A 24,465-nucleotide genomic window follows, 5' to 3' on the forward strand; every position below is an offset into this window, starting at 1 on the left:
AATTTTAAAAACTTTAAATAAAACTTTTACCGTTCATACTAGATGGCACAGGCAAGCGCAACATACTTAAAATCGTCGGGGCAATATCTATTAAGGTACCAGTCGGTTGCAAAATACTCAAATCCCCTCCCAAAGGTTCTGGTAAAGACAGCTGCCTACCTTCAAATTCTTCGGCAATAATCAAAAAAGGCACTGGATTAACCGTATGAGCCGATCTACCGCCGGTTAAATCAACGGTCCGTTCGGCTATACCGTGACTGGAAGTAATTAAAGCAGCTCCACCAGCATCTAAAAGATGGCGAATAATCTTCTTTAAAGCTTCATCAACCGCCAAAATCTCTGTCTTGGTTTTTTCAATATCTCCGCTATGGGCCGCTCGGTCTACCGAAGAAAAAGCTATAGCCATAAAATCATAGGCTCCGATATCTATAGCCTCAACTGCCGCCTTAGCTATTTTATCTGGATCACTCATAAAATTTTCTTGGTCTAAAGGTAAAAGTAAACTCTCAAGACCGCTTATAAAATCTGTTCTCCCATCATCAAAAAACTCGGTAACCACCGAATAACTCTCGCTATCACCCAACCTAATCTGTTTTAAACCAGCCTCAGCCAAGACAGTGCCGAGACAAGCTCTAGTTTCTTCACTAATTTCAGTTACTATAGAACGGTTCTTATCAGTACCTCTTAAATAAAAAATATTATTTTCTCCGTGTTCCTTTTCCATTAAAAGTCCCAAATTTCTTTGTGAAAAACCTTTATGATTTAAAAAAACCACCGTCTCATCTTGTTTAATCAAGGAATTTTCATCAGATAACAAAACGGTTGGTGGAAACTCTTCATCAAAAATTTGTTGGCTATAATTTTTAGTCAAAGCTTCTTCGGCTGAAGGATAAAAACTACCTTCGCCCGAACTTAGTAAACGCCAAGCCTTGGCAACTCTCTCCTTATTCCCTAACTGATCAAGCGCATAAAGACGACCGCATAAAGTAGCTAATTTAATCCGTGAATCTTTATTAAGATAAGTCTCTAACTGCGCCACCGCTTCCTTACCAGCCGTCGTCGGAGCATCTCTTCCATCCAAAATACCATGAATTAAAATTTCAACATCATTAGGTATTAAAGCAATAAAACTTTTAAGATGCTCTAAAGAAGACTCAGCCTCAGAGGTGGACAAAAGACTAATCAGGTGTAAACGTTTTTTGGAAGAAGCCGAAGAAATAATCTTGGATAATACTTTATTTTTATTATTTTTCTTTAAAACATTAGTGGCTGCATTAAAGGTTGAATCATCAATAGCTCCCCTACCTATTAATCTACACCCTCGACGAGTGGAACCAGTATCACCCTTGGATAAACCAATAGAAAGACCGGACGCCTCAATCACAGTCGCCGGAAATTTACCAATTAATTCATTAAAGTAAGCAGGTGTAGCTTCAGTAATAGCGTTACCGCTGCCGGCCGGAGCTACGCCCCACCCCTCTATAATAATTAACGCCAAAGGCTTTGGTCTTTTGGATAATAAACTCATAAATAACAGCCTAACTTAAATTGTTAAACGTTTCAAGCCCGGCATTTTAACACCAGCAATATAAGACACGGAAGCACCACCACCAGTAGAAAGCCAAGAAACCTTACTAACCGCCGCCAAACGTCTGGCGGCCGCCACAGTTTCGCCCCCGCCAATACAGGTAAAACAACCTTTAGCCGAAGCTTCAACCATGGCTCGGGCAATAACCCTGCTACCCTCTTGTCCGTATTTTTTTTCAAAAATACCCACAGGACCATTCCAAAAAACCGTAGAGGCGTTAGCAATAATTTTACGATAATTCTCAGCTGTTTTAGGACCTATATCAACAATAACATCATGCTTGTTTAAGAAACCAACTTTTTTAATTGATTTAACTTTGCCAGATAAAACAGTTAGATCAACCGGCAAAGAAAGTACTTTGTCATAAACCTCGGTCTGGCGCAAAGTAACACTGTGATCATACAAAGATCCCCCTATCTCATAACCCTTAAAATAAATTTCAGTATTAGCTATGCCTCCACCGATCAGAAGTTTTTCAGCTTTGGGAGCTAAAGATTTAATTAAAGGTAATTTAGTGCTTATCTTGGCTCCACCCAAAACAACCACCAAGGGTTTTTTAGGACTAATAACATTATTTAGATTTAAACACTCTTCCAAAAGCCTAGGCCCGGGATAAACAGGTAAATAATCTGCTATAGCCTCAACCGAAGCATGCGCTCGGTGTGAAACGGCAAAAGCATCATTAATATAAACTTCCCCTAAGCGCGCTAAGCGGGCTGCTAGCTTGGAATCATTTTCAGTTTCTCCGGCTAGCAACCTAACATTGGGCATAACCATTATTTCTCCAACCTGAAGATCTTTAGCTTGTCTAAGTAAATCGCTAAAATTACCCTCAGCCGAAAAAATCTTTCCTCCCATTTTTTGTTTAAGCCAACGAGCTAAAGGAGCGGTAGAATATTTAACCGAAGAGAGAGGAGTATTTTTAGGCGGTTGTCCCAGGTGGGTAATAACCACCAAAGGTGAAGATTTTCTTAAAAGACGAAGTGTGGGTAAGGCGATACGCAGCTTAAAATCATCAAGTACCTGTCCACCAGCTACTGGTACATTAAGGTCAAGGCGCAAAACTAAACGACTACCAGCAAAAAGGGATAATCTTTGCTCAAAGGGCTGGCTGGAAAATTTTTTTGTCTTTTTCATGAAAATTTTTAGAAAATGAATAAATAATTATTTTTGGTACCTACAAATCAGCCGCTACCGGTAATTTTTCCAAAACAATCTCCGTAGTTAAATTACTCTCACCCCTTTTAAAAGAAACATTAACTTTGTCTCCAGGAAAATATTCTTGAATCAAAGAAGAAAAATTAACAAAGGGTGTTAAGTTTACTCCATCAAAAACGGTAATAACATCACCAGCTCGTAAACCTGCTTTAGCAGCTGGACTATTTGGTAAAACAGCTGGTAAATCATTAGCGGTATTAGCTGTTAATAAGATTCCGGTCGGTGCTCCAGAAATAGTCGCTAAGCCTGGCTCAAGATAATTAAAGCCTAAAAAAACTCTGTTAATTTCTCCTTTGATTATAAGCTGATCAGCCGCCAAGCGAACGGAGTCAATAGCTAAACTTTTTCCGTCTTTTAAAAGACCCATAACTCTACCTTGGCTATCAAAAATAAAAGCGTCAGTTAAAGTAAGCCCATTAATTAAAAGAGGGCGCTCCGGCGAGTCACTGGAGCGAACAAAAGATAAGGCGCGAGACAACCTAGCAACTTCAGCCTCACCATGCCAACGCAAAGCAATAACTGTCTGTCCTGGAATCAGGTCTCGGCTAGAAACAAAATCACGTACCGGCATATTACGAGCTTCTTTTAGTTTTAAAAAGGTTAACCCACTAATAGCGTCAGCTACTACCTTATCTATTTCATAAACTGTTTTATCCGAAGTTGCCACCCGATAAGAAGAAAAATTTACGGGTATAGATAAATCGGTAGCCAACCAACCATCGCCTGTAATAATCAAACCCTGACCAACAGCTCGTTCGGGTAAATAAATCTCATCAGTTGCCGGTGCACTAAAAATACCCGACAAAGCTGTCTCAGCCGAGATAATGGCCTGACCAACCTGAACATCTTCTTCAATGACGCTCTTTTTTGATGACCTAATAACCAAATCGGAATTAAGCGAGCCGTTAACCGGTGCACCGTAATAATAAGTGTCTAAAGCGTACATAAAAAGCCAGTTACCTAAAATGCCCCCAACAAAGCTGGCAATAATGATTAGGCAAGTTAATAAGATTAAAGGCGTCTTTTCAGAAATTTTCATATCTTTAAAGTTAAATAATTAAAACCATCTGGCCGTTATAAAAACCGCCAACCAACCGGCAGCTACCACTGCCAAGGCTAAACGATATTTGGCTGGACGTAAAGATTCGGCAATTTTTTCGGACAGAATAAATAAAAACAGATAATAAACCGAGGCAGTTAAAAAACCTTGGGCATGAAAATCCAACGGCAAGAAAAGAGCAGCTATAAAAATTTGTAAAACAGTTAACCAAACAACCAAACCAACTCGCCAGGCTTTAGCGGATGGTATCTTCCCAACCCAACTCCATTGATAAAGCAAAAGAAGAGAATAAAGAGCCATTAAGGCTAAAAGATTTAGGAAAGAAAAATTTAAAAATACACTTAAACCGAAAAGAGCCGAAGAACCAAAATAAAGAGCCAAAACACTTAAAGAAAGAGATAATCTCTCCAAGCTAAAAGGTGGGTAAGAAGATGGCCTAACCGCATAAAGCATGAAGTAGTACCAATAAAAAATCTGAGCTACAAAACCAAGTAAACCAACAATGATTAAAAGGATCGTTTCAGAAATCATCATGCCATAACCAACAGTACCAAGAAACAAAAGTAAAGGCATAATAACAAAGTTCCACCAACCTGTTCGTCCATCATTTAAACGCCAAGCAGCCATTAAGTAAAAAATCGTAATACCTATAATAAAAGTTAAAAGACGTTCAGGAACAAAATAGCAAGCCACCAAAGAAGAGGCGGTAAAGATAAGAACGGCTGGCATAAAGAGTCTTTGGAGTACCATATTTGTTAGGTGGAATTAAAATTATAATCAGAACTAAAACTAAAAATCAATAGGGAACGATCTAGGTAAAGGTTTATCCCAAAGATTATTTTGCTCAAAAGGTAACTCAATAACCGAAGATAAAGATAAGTCAAGCAAATTAACCGATCTTAAGAAAGAAGCGGATAAAGAATAAGCATAATTTCCAATATACAACGCTCGTCTGGCAGTGTCGTCTTGAAAATTATTTTCTTCAAAACGCGAAGACAAAAGATTATGTTCTATCCTGCCCCTTTCTCTTAAACCGCTTTCACTTATCTCATAAACTATTATACCTTGGAAAATTTGTTCATAACTGCCGCCTTCATTGGTTAAAGAAACTGGCAAGAATAACAAATCTCTTTCAGCTGATAAAAGAAAAGCTTTATGATCGTAAATAACCGGAGATTCACTACCCGGTCCTCCCAGGACCATATTAAAGACTTCTTGCGGACTGCTCATATCGGCAATATTAAACAAAGAAAGTTTAAGCCCTTTAACCACTGGATTGTTTCCTTCTCCAACTTCCACCTCTCGCCCCACCCCTATTAAAATATTTTCTTTATAGGGATGAAGGTAACTGGAAAAACCAGGAATTTTTAACTCACCGGTTACTTTGGGATTATAAGGATCGGACAAATCAAGCACAAATAAAGGATCTATTTGTTCAAAAGTTACCACATAACCTTTTTCTCCCATAAAACGTACGGAATAAATTTGCTCACCCGGAGCTAAATTTTCCACCAAACCAACTGTTACTAAATCCTCATTCATAATATATACCTGGTTAGAGGAAAGATTGGTAACCGAATCTGGAGGTTCAGAAGAAACAACTGTATCAAAACCAAAACCACCCAAGCCAGAGCTAAAAGGATGTTCAGGCGAAAGAGTGGTAGCTAAACGTAAAAAACTGGCAAACTCATCAACCGAAAATTGATTCAAAAGCCGCCCTGGTACAAAACCTGAAGCAGTGTATGAAAGTTCATCACCGTTAATTTCTATTTTATGAACAGAAGTTTTTTCACTAATAATACCCTCTTGGTCTTTCTTGTTTTTAAAATAATTTTCCGCTAAAGATCTTAATTCAATCTGTTTATCCGTAGACTGAAGCCTGAAATACTTATCTATTACTTCACCTATCTTATAACTCTTTTCCTGATCTGATAAAACAACTTGTTCAACCTCTTCAATAGCCAAAATAGCTGTTTGCTCTTTTTCTCCAAGAAGATCAAACAAAGCTTCCTTGAGCCAGAAACCGCGTAATGAGTAATAATCAAAATACTCGGTATTAGTTAAATAAAGAGCTTTCTCGGAAACATAAGTCACATGACCGGAAGGCATAAAGTAAACTTGGGAATTAAATGGAGTGGATAAATTATCAAGGTTAAGAACAGAAACAGTGGTGGCTTCATAGCCAGACGAAGAGGGCAAGTAATAAACACCGGGAAAAAGATAATCTTCGGTTGTTTGGTTAGAGGAAATAATTTCTCCGTCTCTTTTAATGGCCGGCAAAACTTTTTCTTCACTTGGGTAAAATCCGTAAGATACGGTTATGAAATAAAGATGGTTATCAATCAAGCGCGAAGAAAAATAGTTGCCTTCAAAATCAAAACGTTTTTCTAAAGAAGGTGCTTGACGATCAGCTATTGAATAAACTTCCACAAAAGCTTGCCCAAACCAAGGCATAATCATTCTATCCGAAAAAACGTTAGATTGATCATAAGCCGAGCCGTAAACTACTAACTTATCATTATGGATATATATTTCAGTAGGAGAATCTTTAAGGTCAGTTTGTGAAACCATGGTAGCCGGCAAATCTTCTTTTTCAGCTGAAACTATAACCAAAGAACGGCCTGTTACCAAATAAAGATAATCCCCATCAGTTTTAACAATATCCGCCTCATCTACACCCTTAACTTGTACATTGGTTGTTGAATAAGATTGGTCTAATGAAGAAGCGAAGTTTTCCGCCGAACCCAAACCTTCTGGTATGGCTCTAGCTGATGAACCTATAGTTGGTACCATACCGTCTTCCTTTAAACCCACCTGAGAGGAGATGGTGTTAATAATTTCCTGGGCATCAGCCAAACGTCTAAGTTCACCTGTTGGAGTAAAAGTATTATTAGGAGAAGAGGGCCAAATATCATCTACTCCTTGTTTGTAAAAAACTGTCAGCCAAACCGAGGCCAAAACCACTAAGATAAGAACGGATAAAACCGCTATAATGTTTTTATTCATATTTTTTAATTAATAAAAGCTTCGCCGGTAATAGGCAACCAATCTTGATTATCTTCATCAAAACGCCAAGCTTCCAGCGAATAACTGAAGTCGTCTTGACTATATACTTTTTCAATCTTTACATCAGAACCTATACGGTTGGAATATTTTGTCTTGGTTTCCAATAGAATCGGACGAGCTATAAACTCCAGCATCACTTTACCGGCCGGAGAAATAAAAACTACGGTTTCAACCGTAGAGCCGCTCTCGGGATCACGAGAGTTTTCTTCTGAAAGAATTTCAAAATTATCTTTAATTTGTCCTAAGACATTTTGCCAACGATCCGGAGTCATATAATATCTTTAATAATTAAAAATAAGCGGCCTTGGTATCAGTATCTCTTTTGCGACTTTCACCAACCGCTTCGTCAATAATTCCTTCACTTACCAACCTCTCTATTGATTTATTCATTGAAACCATACCTTCCTTGGCGTTAGTCTGAATAACCGACATAATTTGGCTAACCTGATTACGCCTAATTAAATTGGACACCGCTTGGTTATTAATTAAAATCTCATGGGCAGCTACCAAGCCACCACGCTTACGAGGCAAAAGCTGTTGGGCGATAATAGCTCGCAAAGAAGAAGCTAACTGATTAAGCACTTGTTGGTGCTGATAAGGAGGAAAAGAGTCAACAATTCTAAAAATAGTGTCTGCGGCAGTAACCGTATGCAAGGTAGAGAAAACCAAGTGACCGGTTTCGGCAGCCGTTAGAGCCGCTTCTATGGTTTCAGGATCACGCATTTCTCCTACCATAATAATATTGGGATCTTGTCTAAGAGAGTACTTTAGAGCAGCAGCAAAACTATGAGTATCCGCTCCTAGCTCACGTTGTTCAATAATAGAGCGGTCGTTTTCAAAAATATATTCAATTGGGTCCTCAATGGTAATAATATGAGAGTCTCTTTCTTTATTAATAACATTAATCATGGCTGCTAAAGTTGTTGACTTTCCAGAACCAGATGGACCGGTAACCAAAATCAAACCATCTCGCATTTTGGTTAAATCATACATAACATCCGCAAAACCGAGCTGTCCGGGATTAGGAGAAAGCGAGGAAATCATACGAGCGGATACTCCAATTAAACTTCGCTGAAAATGTAAGTTAATACGAAAACGTTTCCCGAAAAATTCATAAGAAAAATCAAACTCTTTACTTTGAATAAAACTACTCCAAAGATCAGGAACAATTAATTGACTCACTTCTTTCATTAAAAAATCATTCTCAAGTAAACCAAACTCACTGAGTTTTTCCAAATGCCCATTAACTCTAATAGCCGCATAAGCCCCAGCCACCAAATGTAAATCTGAGGCCTGACGGTCTATGGCGATCTTAAAATAATCTCTTAACATCATACCTTTATAATATATCATAAATAAAAAAATTTGTCAGTTCCCTAGAGAAACTAACAAATTTAATCTAAAGCAAGTGATAAAAACAAAAAATCTCAAAGATTTAACGATTTAACCCGTACTAAATAAGGCTAACCCCACTTAATACTAACCCATGATTAAACTAACCCACACTTAGATTCTTATAAATAGTATCAGCAGCAATTGCTCCCTCGGAACAAGCCGTAACGATTTGGTGAAAGTCATTAGAATAATCAGTAGAATCACCGGCTGCGTAAACTCCGACTAAATTAGTGGACATATCTGGCTTAACTTTAATATAACCCAAGTCATTAACTTCTCCACCCATAGATTTAAAAAGTTCGGTTTGTGGCATCAGCCCGATTTCCACAAACATACCATCCACAGCTAATTCATCCGATTCTTTATATGGGTTATCAAGTTTAAGGGCAGTTAAGCGGTCTTGCCCTAAAAGATCAATAACGTTGGTGCTATAAAGCATTGTTACATTAGCTTTTTTAATAAGCTCGTCACGCCACAAAGGCTCACCCTTAAGTTCTGGACCCCGACAAATAACATAAACAGACGAAGCTACATCAGATAAGTACATAGCCGCCGAGATTACCGAATTACCTCCTCCAACCATCGCTACTATTTTATCTTTAAAAAAGGGTCCATCGCAAGTAGCACAATAGGCTACACCTTTACCAAGTAATTCTTCTTCGCGAGCTAAGCCTAATTTTCTGTGTTTGGTTCCCACGGTAAATAAAACAGTTTTAGAGGTAATGGTTTTACCACTCCTTAAAACTACGGAAAAACCGCCATCAGTCTTTTCAACCGTGTTAACTAAGTCTAGAAGAACCTCTCCACCAGAAGCAACAACATGATCGGACATTTTTTTAGTTAATTCAAAACCGGAAATACCTGGTTCACCAGGCCAGTTATAAATCTTATGGGCTTCAGTGGTTAATCCACCAATTAAATCACCAACCACAACGCTCTTAAGCTGATAACGAGAGGCGTAAATACCGGCCGTTAAACCAGCCGCTCCAGCTCCAATAATAATTAAATCGTAATCCATATGATAATAATGTTTATTTAATAAATATTTAACTACTCTTTCCAATCTCCTTTAGTAAAACGGTTAACACCTTTAATGTGCCAATCTGCGGGGGAAGACTCTACTATCTTATCCCAAAACTTTTTCGCACAATCCGTATAAAGATGATTTTCTCTAACCGCTCTTCGGCTTTCCTCCATTCCTTCAACCAAGGCTGGGTTGGCTCGCATAGCTGTTTCTTTAAGTTCAAGTTCAACGTCCAAGGTATCTGCATCTTTAACAATCTTAGCTTCAAGACTTTCCCTTTTTTCATAATCAGCAAAAAGTTCAAGTAGCTCGCCTTCAAGCAAAAGATCTTTGGCCATATCAGAAAAAGCTTTTTCTTCATCTCTTTTAACATAAAGACGAGAAACATAATGAGTGTCCCCAGTACGGGTTTCCGCAATGTCATGCATTAAAGATAACTTTAAAACTTTTTCAAGATTAACCTCCAAGCCCTCTTCTTCCTTAACGGTTTTAGATAATAACAAAGCGATCCAGGCCACCCTAAAACTATGCTCGGCTACGTTAGCCATCTCAGGAATCATAAACTGGCGCCAAGTACGATCAACAAAACGCAAAGTGCCAAGTTCAAAGAGAAAATTTATTTCTTTCATAAATGTAGTCCCTAGGGGAATCGAACCCCTGTTGCCAGGATGAAAACCTGGTGTCCTAACCACTAGACGAAGGGACCAAAAAGGCGCTCCTTAGCACCATTAATTACTTTTGTAAGTATAAAAAGGTTATTAAGATATGTCAAGAGACTATGGTAATGTGTACACACATATTGAACTTTCTACTATGTAAAACATGTAAATACATACTAGAAGATAATCATAAATAGATTATAGCCATAAAAACCATAAAACAAAAAATAAATCTATTATCTATAATGTATCCCTGCCAAAAACTTAATAAGACACAAAAGAACAAAAAATACTACTACTTCCCTTGACAGTACCCCTAATTTAACTTAAATTATAATATCGTGCCTCTTTAAAAGATTTAATGAGATTAATAGTTTTAATTAACTTTATCGTACCCATCCTTTAACTCTAATTATACTTTTAAACTTTTTAAATTAATAATATAAAAATTTCTTAAAATTCTTCTGAGGAAAAAGAAACGGTCGCTTTGGCGGCTTTTCTTTAATAAGGCGTATGCTCAGTCTTGAACAACAAATTTTTGAACAAATCAACAAAGCCAACCGCATTCTTGTCACCTTCAACCGTGGCTGGAGAGGTGATGCCGTGGCCTCGGCTCTGGCTCTTAAGCTTTGGCTTGAACAACTTGATAAACAAGTTGAGATTGTAGCCGAAAAAAAACCAGATAGTTCTATCTATAGTTTCCTACCGGGCTTTGCTCTAATTAAAAACTCTTTAGATAACCTGAGAAGATTTATTATTTCTTTGGACATTAGTCAAACAGCGGTAGAGCAAATTGAATATCATGTTGAAAATAATCATCTTGATTTTCTTATCTCTCCCAAAAATGGTTTTTTTACCCATGAAGATATTTCTTCACGAGCCGGTGGCTTTCGCTATGACCTAATCATTACCCTAAGCGCCCCAGACCTTGAGTCTTTGGGTTCAATCTATGATAGTGATACAGAATTCTTTTTTGAAGTCCCAATTATTAACATAGATCATCAGGCGGCTAACGATAACTTCGGACAAATTAATCTGGTTAATGTTAAAGCCGTCTCTTCTTCAGAAATACTTTACGGACTGTTTAAGCAACACAAGACAACAGTCTTTAACGATGACCTAGCCACCTGCCTTTTAGCCGGTCTAATTTCGGAAACCAGAAGTTTTAAAACCGCCAATGTTACACCACAGGCTATGCAAACAGCCGCTGAGTTAGTTGGACATGAAGCTAGAAGAGAAGAGATTATCAACGCCCTGTATCGTTCACGCAGAATGCATGTACTTAAACTTTGGGGAAGGGTTTTATCTAAACTGGAAGGCTCTAAAGATCATCGCCTGGTTTGGTCAAGTGTTAAAGCCGAAGACTTCTTAGAAACCCAAACAGATCCCAAGCACCTAACTGATGTTATAGACGAACTAATCGTCAGTATGCCGCAGACTCAACTAATCTGTCTTTGCTATGAACACCCGGCTGGTACAACCAGAGCTCTGGTCCATGCGGTTAAAAACTTGGATGTTTTAGACTTAGTTAAACCCTATCCATCTGAAGGCACCAAACAAAACGCTCTAGTCTTTTTCTCTGGCCCACTTAAGCAAGCCAAAGAAGACCTAATAAAACTACTTGAAGAAAAACTGAATAAAATAAACCTTTAATCATTTAATTATTAAAGGTGATCCATATAATAAAGAAAATAAAATAAGGAACAAAAAACCTTGAAATAAAGTTAGCAATATGCTAACATCAAGACAGTTTAAAATGATTAAAAATAACTAAATAAAAATACTCAAACAAATAAGACCGCTTAGCTCAGTTGGTTAGAGCGCCACGTTGACATCGTGGAGGTCAGTGGTTCGAGTCCACTAGTGGTCACCGTGATAATTAAAAATATAACAAGACAAAAAATAGCTTATGAATTTTATTAAAAAACATATCAAAATAATAATAATTGTACTATTAATAATGGTATCAATTATTTTGTTTTTAAAAATAAAAAATTTAGAGCATCAAATACTTAACATAAAAGCCATACCAAGTGTTGAGCTAGTAAATTATCTATCTATAGGAGATAATGATATTATCTCGGGTAGCGTTGTTGGCTTTGTTAAATTTAACAACACGAATGATCAGCCAATAAATTTGCAACAATATATAAAGATAACAGCATTAGATGAATTTGACTCAAATGGAAATCAGATATTTCTATATCAAGATATCATAAAAATGGACGTTCTTGCTCCTCGTTACCTTGAACCAATTTATTTAAAAACTGTAGACAAAGGGAGCAATAGAATAACAATGAGTGATGACGCTGGTAATTTATTTTTTATAAATAAGTATAATCGTGAGGTTGGAATGTTTGATGCGACATCTGATAATACTATATTAATAACGGATAATTCTGATTTTCGTAGATTTATTTTTAATTTTTATAGTAATTAATATATTCTCGAAAAATATAATTTTAAAATAAAATTTATGTCATAAAAAAATCAAAATTTAAATTTTACTTAAATTAGTTCCAAAAAACTTTTGCGCCTGTAGCTCAGTTGGTTAGAGCACCGAGCTTATACCTCGGCGGTCCTTGGTTCGAGTCCAAGCAGGCGTACTTTAATGATCAACAGTCTTTTAATGGAGGAAAAAGATTACCTGATCGCCCTCTCACAAAGCAATTTGTTCGGACCGCTTACTCTGCTTCGTCTACGGTCTTTTTTTGGTAGCTTCAAAAGAGTTTGGCAAGCACCTTTGGGCCAGTTATCACGATCGCCTTGTTTTAAACTTAATCTTAACCTTAAAGAAGAAAAGCTTTTAAAGTTTCAAGCTTTCAGGCAAACAAATAGTCCGGAAAAAATAATCCAAAGGCTTAATTATTTAAAAATTAAAACCGTTTGTCTTGAAGAAGAAACTTACCCCTATCTTCTTAAACAAACTTATGACACTCCTCCCCTACTATATTATAAGGGAAGGCTTGATATATTTAAAAAACCCTGTCTAGCCATTGTGGGCTCAAGAAAAACAGATAAATATTCTGAAGAAGCAGCTAAAGAATTAACCCGCGAAGCCGTTAAGCTTGGCTTTACCATCATTAGCGGACTAGCTCGTGGCATTGATTCTGTCGCTCATTTAGCTTGTTTAAATAATCAAGGCTTAACTGTCGCTGTTATGGCTACCGGAGCCGAGAAAATCTACCCACCAGAAAATTGGCTTTTAGCCCAAAGAATTATTGAACAAGGTTGTCTAATCTCTGAGTTTCCTCCCGAAGTTAATACTAAGGCTAATCATTTCCCTCGCCGTAACAGACTAATCGCTGGCCTGTCTTTAGGGGTATTGGTTATTGGTGCTCCAATAAAGTCTGGCGCTCTAATTACCGCCGAACAAGCTCTTAGAGAAAATCGCGAAATAATGACCATACCAGGCCCTATCTTTAATCCTTTACATGAGGGAAGTAATAATCTTTTAAAACTAGGAGCCATACCGATTTGCTCTTACTTAGATCTAGGCGAAGCTTTACAAAACTTGACAGTTACCCAATAATAAGTAGACTAAAAATTAAAGAGAGTCCAAGTACTTATATCAATAAATAATCTGAGTTATTTTGAGATAACCCTATAATAGAAACTTAAGGATAAATTTTTAATTAATAAATAAACAATCTCATGAAACTTGTTATCGTTGAATCTCCCACCAAGGCCAAAACCATTACCAAATTTCTAAGCAAAGGGTTTACGGTTGAATCTTCTTTTGGTCATATCCGCGATCTGCCAAAATCGGAGATAGGCGTGGACACAGAAAAAGGCTTTGCTCCTCGCTATGTTGTTCCCACCAAAGCCAGAAAAACCGTTACCAAGCTTAAAAAGTTAGCCGATAAAGCGGAGCAGATAATTCTAGCTTCCGACGAAGACCGCGAAGGAGAGGCTATTGCTTGGCACCTAGCGGAAGCCCTTAAGTTACCCGAAGAAAAAATTTCTCGTATTGTTTTCCACGAAATAACTAAAGAAGCTATTGAAGAAGCTTTGGCTGGTCCAAGAAGTCTGGACGTTAATTTAGTAGATGCCCAACAGGCCAGAAGAATTTTGGACAGATTAGTTGGTTATGAGCTATCTCCTTTTTTATGGAAAAAGGTCGCCCGCGGTCTTTCCGCTGGTAGGGTACAATCTGTAGCGGTGCGTTTAATTGTAGAAAGAGAAAAAGAAATCAGAGCCTTTAAGACCGATGAGTACTGGACTATCTCAGCTGAGCTAACAACTTCTGGAAAAGAAATCTTTAAAGCCGAGCTTTTTTCTTTAGATAAAAAAACTTTGGATAAGTTTGCGATCAAAAACGAAGAAGAAGCTTTAAAGTTGGTTAAAGAGCTAGAAAAAGAAGATTACCAGGTAAGTTCAGTAGAAAAAAAACGCGGACAAAAAAATCCCCCCTCGCCTTTCACTACCTCAAGTCTTCAACAAACCGCCAATCGTTTCTTGGGTTTTTCCGCCAAGCAAACCATGATGATCGCTCAACAGCTTTATGAGGGTCTTGAACTTGGCAGCGAAGGCAGTGTCGGTTTAATTACTTATATGAGAACCGATTCTCTTCATCTATCTGAAAAATTCTTAAACGAAGCTAAGGATTATTTGCAAAAAACCTTAGGAGATAAATATCTGTCTGCTAGTCCAAGACGCTTTAAAACCAAAGCCAAAGGAGCCCAAGAAGCCCACGAAGCCGTTAGACCAACCGAGGCCGGACGTTCACCGGATGAAATAAAAGAATTCTTAAATCCGAACCAACTTAAACTCTATCGTTTAATCTGGCAAAGAGCGGTGGCTAGCCAAATGGCACCGGCTGAACTGGATCAGGTAACGATTGAAGTTAAAGCCGGACGTGGTGACTTTAGAGCTAACGGACAAACCATCGCCTTCCCGGGCTACTTAGCTATTTACCCGGAAAAAAGTAAAGAGCTTTTATTACCAACAGTTAAAGAAAACGAGAAGCTTAGCCTTAATGCTCTTTTACCAGAACAACATTTCACCAAACCTCCAGCCCGCTACAGCGACGCTACTTTGGTTAAGGAATTAGAAAAGAACGGTATTGGACGACCTTCCACTTACGCTCCAACTATTGCTACTATTGAAGCTAGAAACTACGTCGAACGAGACGATCAAAAAAGACTTAAACCCACCGCCATTGCCGAAGTAGTTAATGACGTCTTAACAGCCCACTTCCCAAATATTGTAGATCTGCAGTTTACGGCTAATCTGGAAAACGATTTTGATGAAATCGCCGCGGGGAAAATAGGTTGGCAAGGTGTCTTGGAAAGATTCTACGGACCTTTTCATGAAAACCTGCAAAATAAATATGAAGAAGTTAAAAAAGATGAGATTATGCCAGAACAACCTACCGAAGAGATCTGTGAAAAATGCGGTAGCCAGATGATAATTAAAACCGGACGATATGGACCCTTCCTGGCTTGCGGCAACTTTCCGGAATGTAAGAATATTAAAAGCCTGGATAAAGACAAGCCAGAAGAAGATGAAAAGATTAAAGCTTTAAAAGAAAAACACCAAGAAGATAAATGCGAAAAATGCGGAGAAGCGATGGTAGTTAAAACCGGACGCTTTGGACCGTTTTTAGGCTGCAGCAATTATCCTAAATGCAAAAATATTAAAAACCTGGAAACTGAAGAAGGTCCAAAGGTTGTCTGCCCAATTTGTAAAGAAGGACAAATTGTTACCAAACGTAGTCGTCGCGGGATCTTCTACGCCTGTAACCGCTATCCGGATTGTAAAACTGCCTATAATAATAAACCAACCGGTGAAAATTGCCCTGAGTGCGGAGATCTTTTATTAGATAACCCAAAAGGTATTAAGTGCGGTAGTAAGAGCTGCTCTTATATTAAAGAAGCTTAACGAACAAATAAAGAGAAAAAATAGCGAGCAGATTCAGACCAAATAAGCCAAGCTGTAATAAAACCCAATAAAAAGGCTATTAATTGCCAAGCTAAGGCTGGACTAAACTTCCAAGAAAAAAAAGACATAAAAATTAAAAAGCAATAATGGTATTATAGCGGCTCTTGTAGTATAATCATTATATAATAAATATAACTTAACTATAGCAAGATAAAACTTTATGTCAATTTCACCCCTCATTATATTTTTTCTTATTCTCGGCTTTTTGGTTATTGTGGCCCTACTGGTTTTTTTAGTCATTAATCTAAGAAAACCAAGAAACCAAGGAGAAATGTCTGCCATGATGGAAAGACTGGCCTCTTTAAATGACCACAATAAAGAAATGCGCCAGCTTTTAGACCAAAAACTTTCCGAAACCCATTTAGCTCATCATAGACAGTTTAGCGAAACCGTTAAGATTGTCGGGCAAGTTACAGAAAAGCTCACTCAACTAGACGAAACTAATAAGCAAGTTATTAATTTTTCCAGCCAGTTACAGAGCCTCCAAGATATCTTAAAAAACCCTAAACAACGAGGTGTGCTTGGAGAATATTATTTGGAAACTCTTTTAAAAAACGTTATGCCTCCCGGTAGCTACCAGATGCAATATTCTTTTTCCGATGGCACCATAGTGGACGCTGCGGTTTTTGTTAAAGAAAAGATTATTCCAATTGATTCAAAATTCTCTTTGGAAAACTATAACCGCCTGGCTGAATCCCCTCCTGGAGGAGAAAGAGATAGGTTGGAAAAAGTTTTTCTTAATGATCTCAAATCAAGAATCATAGAAACCAGTAAATATATTCAACCGCAAAATAAAACCACAGACTTTGCCTTTATGTTTATTCCCCATGAAGCTATCTATTATGATCTTTTAATTAACAAGATTGGTGGCAAAGGTGAAGAAAACGACAACCTAATCCAAAGAGCGGCTGGTACTTATAAGGTAATCATTGTTTCTCCTACGTCCTTCTTGGCTTATCTACAAACCGTCCTACAGGGTCTACGAGCTCTACAAATTGAAGAAAGTGCGCTGGCTATTCGCGGCAACGTGGAAAAACTCCATAAACATATTTTAGTTTATGAAGATTATCTCCAAAAAATGGGTAATAGCCTAAATACTACAGTTAACCACTACAATAATGCTTACAAAGAATTTAAAAAAGTAGACAAAGACGTAGTTAAAATTACTGAACAAGAATCTACGGTAGAGCCGTTGATTGTAGATAAAGCTAATTTGGAAGAATAACCAAAACTTAAAAAAATAACCAAAAGGTAAATATTTTAAAACAATATTGAAGAGACCTAAGACATAATAAAAAATATGGACAATCTTAATTCTCATATCCTAAAGACCCTGGCCCTCTTTGATATTTTCAGTCGGCCTTTAACGGATTTTGAAATTTGGCAATATTTGACAGTACCAGCCTCTTATTCTGAAGTAAGGAGAGTTTTAGAAAACAATGAAGTTAACTTTAATCTAGAAAATCAATATGGCTTTTTTTATTTACCAAATCGTTCAGACATTATTGAAACCAGAAGACAAAGATACTCAGAGACAGATAAAAAGCTTAAAATCGCCCAAAGAAGGTTGCTCTTAATCAGCTGGCTACCGTGGATAAAGCTAATTTGTTTGGCCAATAACATTGGTTCACGAAATATCCGTCGTGAAGGGGATCTGGATCTTTTTATTATCACCTCTGCTAACCGAATTTGGTTAACAAAATTATTAACTACCACAATTTTAGCTTTAAGTGGTCTTAGGCCTACTGAAAAAAGATTTCAAAACAAGCTTTGCCTGAGCTTTTTAGTGGATGAAACAAAACTTAATTTAGAATCAATACTTTTAAGCGATGATCCTTATGTACCTTGTTGGCTGGCCGGTCTTATGCCCCTACGAGGAGACTGGAACGTCTATCTTAAACTAATGGATAATAATCCATGGCTAAAAGAATCTTTACCTAACCTGGTTTACCCTGAAGCTGCCTCCAAATACTTTATCCAATCAAGGATAAGAAAATCACCAAAAAACTCTTTTAACTTCTTAGAAGTTTTAGCCAAAAAGTTTCATAAAAAAATTATGTCAAAAAAAATTCTTAGTCAAGCCGGCCAAGGTTCTTCGGTAATTATTGAAGATCATATTATAAAACTCCATACCGAAGATCGTCGAGAAAAATTTAGAGAAGCTCTAAAAGAAAGACTCCAAAAATATGCTTAATAAAATATTTAATTGGCTAGTCCTTGGTATACTTGTTTTATTGCCTTGGCAAACCAGGTTAATTATCGCTCCAGCCGAAATTAACGGCGCTTTTTGGGAGTACGGCACCATCAGCTTATGGCTAATTGATCTTTTAATTCTAGCGGCTTTATTTTTCTGGTCAATTAAGCAAAAAATTAATTTTACCTCTCTTCTTAAAAAACCCTCCAACCTTAAGGTACTACTCCTCGGGCTAATTATTATCTTGATTATCTCAGTTAGCCAAGCCCTAATGCCGCTACCGGCTTTATTAAAAGCCGTTAATATTATATTAGCCATAGTTGCCGGTTATCTTATAACCCAGACCACCCTGTCTTATAAAACACTTTTAAAAACCTTTTTAATAAGCGCTTCTTTATGTGGTCTTTTGGGTATTGGGCAATTTATCAGTCAAGAAGCTCCAGCTAACACCTGGCTTGGTCTTGGAGGACATGATCCAAAAGAACCGGGAGTTTCGGTAGTAGAAGCAACAGCCTCGGATGGCGTTAACGAAAGATGGCTCCGCGCCTATGGTAGTCTTGATCATCCCAATGTCTTAGGAGGCTTAATGGCCATAGCCTTTCTCTTCTCGGTTTGGTTACTTTATAACAGACAAGAACGAGAAGAAAAAGAAATTAAGATAAACAAAAGCCTGCAAGAAATAATACCTGTTTTGTCTTTGGTAATTTCTTTAGCGGCCTTGCTTTTATCTTTTTCCAGGGCCGCTTGGCTGGCCGCTCTCTTAGGTTTTATTTGGTTAAGTATTAGACAAATTATTAAAAAGAAAAATTTGTCCGAGATGATAATTGTGATGGTTATCGCTATCTTTATCTTTGGCCTAATCTTTAGCCAGTACTCGCATCTTTTTACCGCTAGAATAGAACATAATTCCAGACTAGAGATTAAATCAAGCGAAGAAAGAATTACCGGCTTTTCAGATAGTGTAGAAGTTATGGCCAAATATTACTTAACCGGTACCGGCCCCAATAGTTACACCAAGGCCTTAGCCTCTTCTGATGGCGCAAAACAACCAGCTTGGTTTTATCAACCGGTTCACTCTGTACCCCTACTCTTAATATCTGAATTTGGAGTTTTTAGTTTTGTTTGGCTTTTAACTTGTCTTTTTTATCTAACCATAGTCTTTCTTAAAAAGAATAAGTCAAATAAAGGTTTAAGTATTTCCCTTCTCATCTTAATTATTATAATTTCCCTACTTGATCATTGGCCATACAGTCTGCATTTTGGACCAATCTTTTTGGCAACTACTTTCGCCTTAATTATAAAAATAAGTAAAGAAAGACTAAAAGAAAAACCTTAATTTAAAAGCAATAATTTAACCTTAAACTCTTTTTAAAAAGTTAAAGAGTTTTAAAAAACCATTTGACAGATCATTCTTAATACCTCATAATCTAAATATTATACAAGAAAAAATAATCCAAACACTATGCAAGAAAAACCAGAAAACTTAATGGAAAAAATTATCTCCTTATGCAAAAGGCGCGGTTTTATTTTCCCTGGCTCGGAAATCTATGGTGGTCTGGCTAATAGCTGGGATTATGGTCCATATGGAGTTGAATTAAAAAACAATATTAAAAAACTTTGGTGGAAAACCTTTGTGACAGATAAAGACGATATGACGGGCCTAGACAGTGCTCTTTTAATGAACACCAAAGTTTGGGAAGCTAGTGGTCATTTAAGTCATTTTACCGATCCCTTGGTGGAAGACGTTAAAACTCATGAAAGATTTAGATTGGATCACTTTCTGGAATACAACGGAGTTAACATTCAAGGCCTTGATCAGGCAGCCATGATTGATAAGCTTAAAGAACTCGGATTAAAAAGCCCTAAAGGTAATGACCTAAGTGAGCCAAAACAATTTAACATGATGCTTAAAACCCATTTGGGACCAATAGAGGAAACCGGCAGCTTGGTTTATTTTCGTCCGGAAACAGCCCAGGGTATTTTTGTTAATTTTAAAAACATCACTGACACCATGCGTCTTAAACCACCTTTTGGGGTGGGGCAAATCGGCAAAGCTTTTCGTAACGAAATAACTCCTGGTAACTTTATCTTCCGAACTAGAGAATTTGAACAAATGGAGATTGAATACTTTATCCCAAAACCAACTAACGACCAAGCCTGGCAAGAAGTTTTTGAAGACTGGAGAGAAGCGATAAAAAAATGGATTATAAGCTTGGGTGTTGATTATGAAAAGTCAATTAAGGAAAACGAAATCTCGGAAAATGAGAGAGCACATTATTCCAAAAAGACCATTGACTTTGAATACCACTATCCTTTTGGCACCAAAGAGCTTTATGGGCTCGCCTATCGCGGAGATTATGATTTAAGTAACCATAAAATAAGTTATACGAACGAAAAAGGAGAAACTTATGTACCGCATGTTATTGAACCATCTATGGGTGTAGACCGTACGGTACTGGCTGTTTTACTCTCCGCCTACCAAGAAGAAAAAGTTAAAGAAGATACTAGAAAAGTACTTAAACTACCCATCTCTTTAGCCCCGGTTAAAGTGGCCATCTTCCCCCTTTTAAGAAATAAGCCGGAGTTAGTTAAAAAGGCCAAAGAAGTCTATGACATGATCAGAAAAGACTACCCTGCTGAATTTGATGACAACGGTAACGTCGGTAAACGCTACCGAAGACAAGACGAAATTGGTACACCATATTGCATAACCATAGATTTTGACACTTTAGAAAATGATGAAGTAACAATAAGGGATAGGGATACAATGGAACAAGCTAAAGTTAAGATTCAAGAATTACCTGATTTTCTAAAAAATAAACTTTCATAAAACAATATGTACAAAATCCAAAAACTTTCTAATGGTTTAAATCTTTTAACCGCACCCCAAAAAGGTGCTAAGACTACTGCCGTTTTAGTAATGGTCGCTACCGGTTCAAAATATGAAGATCGCCGTACCAGTGGTCTATCTCACTTTCTTGAACACATGTTCTTTAAAGGAACAACTAAAAGACCGGACACCTTAACTATTTCCACTGCCCTAGACAGAGTAGGCGGAGAATATAATGCCTTTACTTCTAAAGAATATACCGGGTACTGGGTTAAAACTGCCGGCAAGTCCGCCGAACTAGCCTTGGATGTTATCGCCGACATGCTCTTAAACTCCAAGTTTGAGGAAGAAGAAATAGCCAGAGAAAAAGGGGTTATCATTGAAGAAGTTAATATGTATCTAGATAACCCAATTATGAGAGTTGGAGAAGTTTTTGAAGAATGTCTATATGGAGATACCCCTGCCGGTTGGGACACTATTGGGACAAAAGAAACAATTAACGCTTTTAAGAGAAAAGATTTTATAAAATACTACCAAAGTCAATACAAAACCGGTAATTCTTTTGTTTGTCTAGCTGGCTATATACCACCCAAAGTAAAAAGCTTAGTGGAAAAACATTTTAATAAATATCCCAAGGGTCGCGCTCTACCTAAACAAGAAGTTAAAGAAAAACAAAACCAAGCACAAGTAAAATTGGAATATAAAAAAACAGATCAAGCACACTTAGTGCTAGGTGTACGCACTCCCGCCTATGGTAATCCAGATTACGCAGCTCTTAAAATGATCTCTTTAGCCTTGGGGGGCTCTATGAGTTCAAGGCTGTTTTTAAACTTAAGAGAAAGAAACGGACTTTGTTATTATGTCCGCTCGGGCTATGAAGCCTACACAGATACCGGCTACCTAGCCACCCAAGCAGGAGTACCGGTGGATAAGATTAAAAAAGCTATAGCGATTATTGTGGAAGAATATAAGAAAATGGCGAAAGAAAAAATATCCGATCAAGAACTTAAAAAGATTAAACAGTTTGTCTCCAACAAGACTCTTTTAAAACTTGAAGGAGCGGATCAGGTAGCCGGTTGGTATGGACAACAACTAGTTATGCTTAGCCAACAAAAAGGCAAAAAACTTAAGCCAACTACCCCGTCAGAACACCTGAAAAAAATGAAAGCCGTTACCCCAGAAGACATCCAAAGAGTAGCCAAGAAAATCTTCACTACAAAGAACCTCAACCTGGCCATTATCGGACCATATAAGAAAACAGAGGAATTTAGAAAGTTATTGAAATAATAGGAATGAAAATAAAAAAAGAGAGCTTCCATTTGGTCGTTCTCTTTTTTGTTTAGATTAAAGGTATGCCAAATGGTAATTGCCATTTAGAAATACCTGTTCTCAAAACTTTAATTTTTACCGCCTTTTTATCTAAAGAAAAAGCAAAAAATTTCATTTCTTTAGGGCCCTGGAGAATAGCTACTGGACCATTAAGGATAAGAGAGCAATACATCTTTTTATTATCATACTCTCTTATAAAACCAACTTGGTATTCTTGACTAAGATCTTCGGGGCATAAAATAGAACAAGTTTGCCATCCAAAGTTAGTTTGCCAAAAGTTACCCCAAAAAGTATCTCTAGGCCTGGCTTTTAAATCTCCCGGCGCCTCAACTTTCATCATCATCTGTTGATCATTAATGAAAGGATCTTTAATCCAGGTCCACCAATGAGACCTCTTTAAAGAAAAAGGTTCCCATAATAGTTTTACGAGCAACCAAAGTGGCCAGTAATATAAAGAAGGTAAGGGTCTTACTCTCCAAAGCATCCAAGACTCCAAAAATATTTTAAAGAAAAGATTGGTGATATTGAAATTTTTCAATTTTACTCTCTTTTTGAATTTTTTAAAACTTTTTATTGAATCAATTTAATTTAAAGTACATTATCTAATTATATCACACACAATGAAATAAGTCAATAGGTGAGGATTTTGAGCATATAATACGAGCTGAAAAGTTACTATTGGAAAATATGGAATTATTACTGGAAGCTTCTTTTGCCAATAAATCAGAAAAGTTAAAGCCTCTCCTCGGCGCTCGGATTAAAATTGAAGCTTTTAAGCGTTTTGTTAGACTCATGAAAGAAACGAACATTATTCAAGAAAAACATTACCTGCGCCTTACAAAATCAACCGAGGAAATATCAAAAATGACGAACGGTTGGATTAAATATCTCTCCTAAAGATGAACGCTCTCTGAGTTAGAGAGCGTTCATGAAACTACCTCACGGCAACGCAAGTTGTCGTTGGCATTGTCAGGATTGTACCAATTGACGTTGAACTTGTCGTCGTTCCAGTTGGCGTTCAGCACGTTGCCGTCAGAATTACGGGAACCGCCTATAAGAGTCTTTCCCCATCCTCAACACCTGCCTCACTCGCAAGCGAGGCATGAGTTATCCGAATCATTCGGCAGTCATACAAAGTACCGCTTGAAACAACAAACGGACCTTCTTTAGGAAAAGACACGTAGTTTCTTATAAAGGCAAACCGCTACCCGGAATCGGACCGGTTTATTAGCCATTTTTAATATAACAAAAATATACAAAAAATAAAAGAACGTTTTTGCTAAAGCAAAAACGTTCAAGATAAAAAGGTACAAGTCTAAAGTGTAACTACCTCACGGCAACGCAAGCTGCCGTCGGCATCGTCAGGATGGCACCAAACGACGCGGAACTCGTCGTCGCGCCAGTGGGCGATCAGCACGAAGCCGCCAGAATCACGGGAGCCGGAACACAGGGTGATATTCTCGATATCCAAGTGCTTCCCCGTTTCTTTAAAGTAACCCAACTCCAAAATCATTCTTTCGAGTAGGGTAATCCCTTTAATACCCTTAGCTTTCAGATCATTAGCTGACATATTCTTAAATTTCTCATCTGCCTCCACTGTGTCTCTTACCCATATAGCGTAAGTCTGATCCGAGGTGCGATCATTTTGAGTTACAGATTCATCAAGGTCATCAGTATATTTCCAACATGGAAAATTACTTTGACAAACCTTAAAAACCTGGTTGAGGGTTAACCCTTCAGCAATAACTACAAGCCGGGTAAAATCAGCTTTTTTTTCGGGAATAGCAATCTTGGATATATCAACCTCTTTACCAAAAAATTCTCGGTAGAAATCCTGCCATTTAAGAAGCTGTTGATCATATAAGGAACCTTTGACATACTTATCCCAAACCAATCTCATATCTTTGAGTAAATTATTTTTCTCTCCGATCACTGACTGAGCATCTGAATGACTTAAAAAATTCGGGATGACATCCAGCATAGTTTTTTGGATATCTTTTAGTTGCGCTATACTGGCGCCAACTACTAGTTTTGGGACTGTTCCATGTGTTTTCTTTTTCATGGACTATTCTCCTTATTTTTAAAGAATTTACCTGAATAAGATTGTCCTTTTTCAGGATGCAAGAATACCTCGCATTATCTAATTATATCACACCAAA

22 protein-coding genes and 3 tRNA genes are annotated in these 24,465 nt (G+C 37.4%); 12 read left to right on the forward strand and 13 right to left on the reverse strand.

Features of this window, described 5'->3' with window-relative positions:
- Positions 1 to 13 precede the first annotated feature (13 nt).
- From QY321_03525 to QY321_03570, 10 genes are all read right to left on the reverse strand, one after another.
- Positions 14 to 1,528 carry a hypothetical protein gene (locus QY321_03525; protein WKZ24661.1) on the reverse strand — a complete coding sequence of 505 codons (1,515 nt, stop codon included), beginning with the start codon at positions 1,526 to 1,528 and terminating at the stop codon, positions 14 to 16.
- A gap of 15 nt (positions 1,529 to 1,543) precedes the next feature.
- Positions 1,544 to 2,725: a phosphoglycerate kinase gene (gene pgk, locus QY321_03530; protein ID WKZ24662.1), complete on the reverse strand. Its 1,182-nt coding sequence runs from the start codon at positions 2,723 to 2,725 to the stop codon at positions 1,544 to 1,546.
- 40 nt (positions 2,726 to 2,765) lie between these two features.
- Positions 2,766 to 3,845 carry a S1C family serine protease gene (locus QY321_03535; protein ID WKZ24663.1) on the reverse strand — a complete coding sequence of 360 codons (1,080 nt, stop codon included), beginning with the start codon at positions 3,843 to 3,845 and terminating at the stop codon, positions 2,766 to 2,768.
- 18 nt (positions 3,846 to 3,863) lie between these two features.
- Complete coding sequence (locus tag QY321_03540; GenBank protein ID WKZ24664.1) at positions 3,864 to 4,595, reverse strand: hypothetical protein; 732 nt, start codon at positions 4,593 to 4,595, stop codon at positions 3,864 to 3,866.
- 60 nt (positions 4,596 to 4,655) lie between these two features.
- Positions 4,656 to 6,872, reverse strand: a complete 2,217-nt coding sequence (locus tag QY321_03545; GenBank protein ID WKZ24665.1) for a beta-propeller domain-containing protein — start codon at positions 6,870 to 6,872, stop codon at positions 4,656 to 4,658.
- Positions 6,873 to 6,877: 5 nt separating this feature from the next.
- On the reverse strand, positions 6,878 to 7,204 hold the full coding sequence (locus QY321_03550) for a hypothetical protein (protein WKZ24666.1): 327 nt from the start codon (positions 7,202 to 7,204) through the stop codon (positions 6,878 to 6,880).
- Between the two features lie 16 nt (positions 7,205 to 7,220).
- The gene (locus tag QY321_03555; GenBank protein ID WKZ24667.1) at positions 7,221 to 8,285 is read right to left on the reverse strand and encodes a PilT/PilU family type 4a pilus ATPase; all 1,065 of its coding nucleotides are present in this window, start codon (positions 8,283 to 8,285) and stop codon (positions 7,221 to 7,223) included.
- A 142-nt stretch (positions 8,286 to 8,427) separates the two neighbouring features.
- Complete coding sequence (locus QY321_03560) at positions 8,428 to 9,345, reverse strand: FAD-dependent oxidoreductase (GenBank protein WKZ24668.1); 918 nt, start codon at positions 9,343 to 9,345, stop codon at positions 8,428 to 8,430.
- 32 nt (positions 9,346 to 9,377) lie between these two features.
- Complete coding sequence (locus QY321_03565; GenBank protein WKZ24669.1) at positions 9,378 to 9,980, reverse strand: HD domain-containing protein; 603 nt, start codon at positions 9,978 to 9,980, stop codon at positions 9,378 to 9,380.
- Between the two features lie 5 nt (positions 9,981 to 9,985).
- Positions 9,986 to 10,057, reverse strand: a tRNA-Glu gene (locus QY321_03570).
- 466 nt (positions 10,058 to 10,523) lie between these two features.
- Between QY321_03570 and QY321_03575 the strand changes: the two genes are divergently transcribed.
- The 6 genes from QY321_03575 (at position 10,524) to topA (ending at position 15,893) form a co-directional block, all read left to right on the forward strand.
- Entirely contained in the window at positions 10,524 to 11,663 is a 1,140-nt protein-coding gene (locus tag QY321_03575) for a hypothetical protein (protein WKZ24670.1), read from the forward strand.
- A 143-nt stretch (positions 11,664 to 11,806) separates the two neighbouring features.
- A tRNA-Val gene (locus tag QY321_03580) sits at positions 11,807 to 11,880 on the forward strand.
- Between the two features lie 39 nt (positions 11,881 to 11,919).
- Positions 11,920 to 12,450 carry a hypothetical protein gene (locus QY321_03585; GenBank protein WKZ24671.1) on the forward strand — a complete coding sequence of 177 codons (531 nt, stop codon included), beginning with the start codon at positions 11,920 to 11,922 and terminating at the stop codon, positions 12,448 to 12,450.
- Positions 12,451 to 12,542: 92 nt separating this feature from the next.
- Positions 12,543 to 12,616 (forward strand) — tRNA-Ile (locus QY321_03590).
- Between the two features lie 5 nt (positions 12,617 to 12,621).
- Entirely contained in the window at positions 12,622 to 13,542 is a 921-nt protein-coding gene (gene dprA / locus QY321_03595) for a DNA-processing protein DprA (protein WKZ24672.1), read from the forward strand.
- 122 nt (positions 13,543 to 13,664) lie between these two features.
- A complete protein-coding gene (gene topA / locus QY321_03600) occupies positions 13,665 to 15,893 on the forward strand; it encodes a type I DNA topoisomerase (protein ID WKZ24673.1) in 2,229 nt (742 codons plus the stop codon).
- Here topA and QY321_03605 read toward each other — a convergent pair.
- Complete coding sequence (locus QY321_03605) at positions 15,890 to 16,021, reverse strand: hypothetical protein (GenBank protein WKZ24674.1); 132 nt, start codon at positions 16,019 to 16,021, stop codon at positions 15,890 to 15,892. The two genes, topA and QY321_03605, sit on opposite strands and share 4 nt — an antisense overlap.
- A 92-nt stretch (positions 16,022 to 16,113) precedes the next feature.
- Here QY321_03605 and QY321_03610 point away from each other — a divergent pair, with 92 nt between their 5' ends.
- From QY321_03610 to QY321_03630, 5 genes are all read left to right on the forward strand, one after another.
- Positions 16,114 to 17,178 carry a DNA recombination protein RmuC gene (locus tag QY321_03610; protein WKZ24675.1) on the forward strand — a complete coding sequence of 355 codons (1,065 nt, stop codon included), beginning with the start codon at positions 16,114 to 16,116 and terminating at the stop codon, positions 17,176 to 17,178.
- 75 nt (positions 17,179 to 17,253) lie between these two features.
- Entirely contained in the window at positions 17,254 to 18,147 is an 894-nt protein-coding gene (locus QY321_03615) for a hypothetical protein (GenBank protein WKZ24676.1), read from the forward strand.
- A complete protein-coding gene (locus QY321_03620; protein WKZ24677.1) occupies positions 18,140 to 19,483 on the forward strand; it encodes an O-antigen ligase family protein in 1,344 nt (447 codons plus the stop codon). The genes QY321_03615 and QY321_03620 overlap by 8 nt, the downstream gene beginning before the upstream one ends.
- A 126-nt stretch (positions 19,484 to 19,609) precedes the next feature.
- Positions 19,610 to 20,977, forward strand: a complete 1,368-nt coding sequence (locus QY321_03625) for a glycine--tRNA ligase (protein WKZ24678.1) — start codon at positions 19,610 to 19,612, stop codon at positions 20,975 to 20,977.
- A 6-nt stretch (positions 20,978 to 20,983) separates the two neighbouring features.
- Complete coding sequence (locus tag QY321_03630) at positions 20,984 to 22,264, forward strand: pitrilysin family protein (GenBank protein ID WKZ24679.1); 1,281 nt, start codon at positions 20,984 to 20,986, stop codon at positions 22,262 to 22,264.
- 52 nt (positions 22,265 to 22,316) lie between these two features.
- On the opposite strand, the gene QY321_03635 is transcribed toward QY321_03630, so the two are convergent.
- Entirely contained in the window at positions 22,317 to 22,844 is a 528-nt protein-coding gene (locus QY321_03635; protein ID WKZ24680.1) for a hypothetical protein, read from the reverse strand.
- A gap of 149 nt (positions 22,845 to 22,993) precedes the next feature.
- Between QY321_03635 and QY321_03640 the strand changes: the two genes are divergently transcribed.
- Positions 22,994 to 23,203, forward strand: a complete 210-nt coding sequence (locus QY321_03640; GenBank protein ID WKZ24681.1) for a four helix bundle protein — start codon at positions 22,994 to 22,996, stop codon at positions 23,201 to 23,203.
- Positions 23,204 to 23,621: 418 nt separating this feature from the next.
- Here the strand turns inward: QY321_03640 and QY321_03645 are convergent, their stop codons facing one another.
- Complete coding sequence (locus QY321_03645) at positions 23,622 to 24,368, reverse strand: hypothetical protein (GenBank protein ID WKZ24682.1); 747 nt, start codon at positions 24,366 to 24,368, stop codon at positions 23,622 to 23,624.
- Positions 24,369 to 24,465 lie beyond the last annotated feature (97 nt).

It is taken from the genome of Patescibacteria group bacterium (assembly GCA_030583705.1).
Classification (GTDB): Bacteria; Patescibacteriota; Patescibacteriia; order Patescibacteriales; family Patescibacteriaceae; genus Patescibacterium.

Bases quoted from the DNA above. Each gene is read 5' to 3' on its own strand.
- dprA (WKZ24672.1), top strand. From the start codon at position 12,622: ATGATCAACAGTCTTTTAATGGAGGAAAAAGATTACCTGATCGCCCTC.
- QY321_03585 (WKZ24671.1), top strand. From the start codon at position 11,920: ATGAATTTTATTAAAAAACATATCAAAATAATAATAATTGTACTATTA.
- QY321_03545 (WKZ24665.1), bottom strand. From the start codon at position 6,872: ATGAATAAAAACATTATAGCGGTTTTATCCGTTCTTATCTTAGTGGTT.
- QY321_03575 (WKZ24670.1), top strand. From the start codon at position 10,524: ATGCTCAGTCTTGAACAACAAATTTTTGAACAAATCAACAAAGCCAAC.
- QY321_03535 (WKZ24663.1), bottom strand. From the start codon at position 3,845: ATGAAAATTTCTGAAAAGACGCCTTTAATCTTATTAACTTGCCTAATC.
- QY321_03560 (WKZ24668.1), bottom strand. From the start codon at position 9,345: ATGGATTACGATTTAATTATTATTGGAGCTGGAGCGGCTGGTTTAACG.
- QY321_03605 (WKZ24674.1), bottom strand. From the start codon at position 16,021: ATGTCTTTTTTTTCTTGGAAGTTTAGTCCAGCCTTAGCTTGGCAATTA.
- topA (WKZ24673.1), top strand. From the start codon at position 13,665: ATGAAACTTGTTATCGTTGAATCTCCCACCAAGGCCAAAACCATTACC.
- QY321_03565 (WKZ24669.1), bottom strand. From the start codon at position 9,980: ATGAAAGAAATAAATTTTCTCTTTGAACTTGGCACTTTGCGTTTTGTT.
- QY321_03540 (WKZ24664.1), bottom strand. From the start codon at position 4,595: ATGCCAGCCGTTCTTATCTTTACCGCCTCTTCTTTGGTGGCTTGCTAT.
- QY321_03610 (WKZ24675.1), top strand. From the start codon at position 16,114: ATGTCAATTTCACCCCTCATTATATTTTTTCTTATTCTCGGCTTTTTG.
- QY321_03620 (WKZ24677.1), top strand. From the start codon at position 18,140: ATGCTTAATAAAATATTTAATTGGCTAGTCCTTGGTATACTTGTTTTA.
- QY321_03615 (WKZ24676.1), top strand. From the start codon at position 17,254: ATGGACAATCTTAATTCTCATATCCTAAAGACCCTGGCCCTCTTTGAT.
- QY321_03645 (WKZ24682.1), bottom strand. From the start codon at position 24,368: ATGAAAAAGAAAACACATGGAACAGTCCCAAAACTAGTAGTTGGCGCC.
- QY321_03555 (WKZ24667.1), bottom strand. From the start codon at position 8,285: ATGATATATTATAAAGGTATGATGTTAAGAGATTATTTTAAGATCGCC.
- QY321_03625 (WKZ24678.1), top strand. From the start codon at position 19,610: ATGCAAGAAAAACCAGAAAACTTAATGGAAAAAATTATCTCCTTATGC.
- pgk (WKZ24662.1), bottom strand. From the start codon at position 2,725: ATGAAAAAGACAAAAAAATTTTCCAGCCAGCCCTTTGAGCAAAGATTA.
- QY321_03630 (WKZ24679.1), top strand. From the start codon at position 20,984: ATGTACAAAATCCAAAAACTTTCTAATGGTTTAAATCTTTTAACCGCA.
- QY321_03525 (WKZ24661.1), bottom strand. From the start codon at position 1,528: ATGAGTTTATTATCCAAAAGACCAAAGCCTTTGGCGTTAATTATTATA.
- QY321_03640 (WKZ24681.1), top strand. From the start codon at position 22,994: ATGGAATTATTACTGGAAGCTTCTTTTGCCAATAAATCAGAAAAGTTA.
- QY321_03550 (WKZ24666.1), bottom strand. From the start codon at position 7,204: ATGACTCCGGATCGTTGGCAAAATGTCTTAGGACAAATTAAAGATAAT.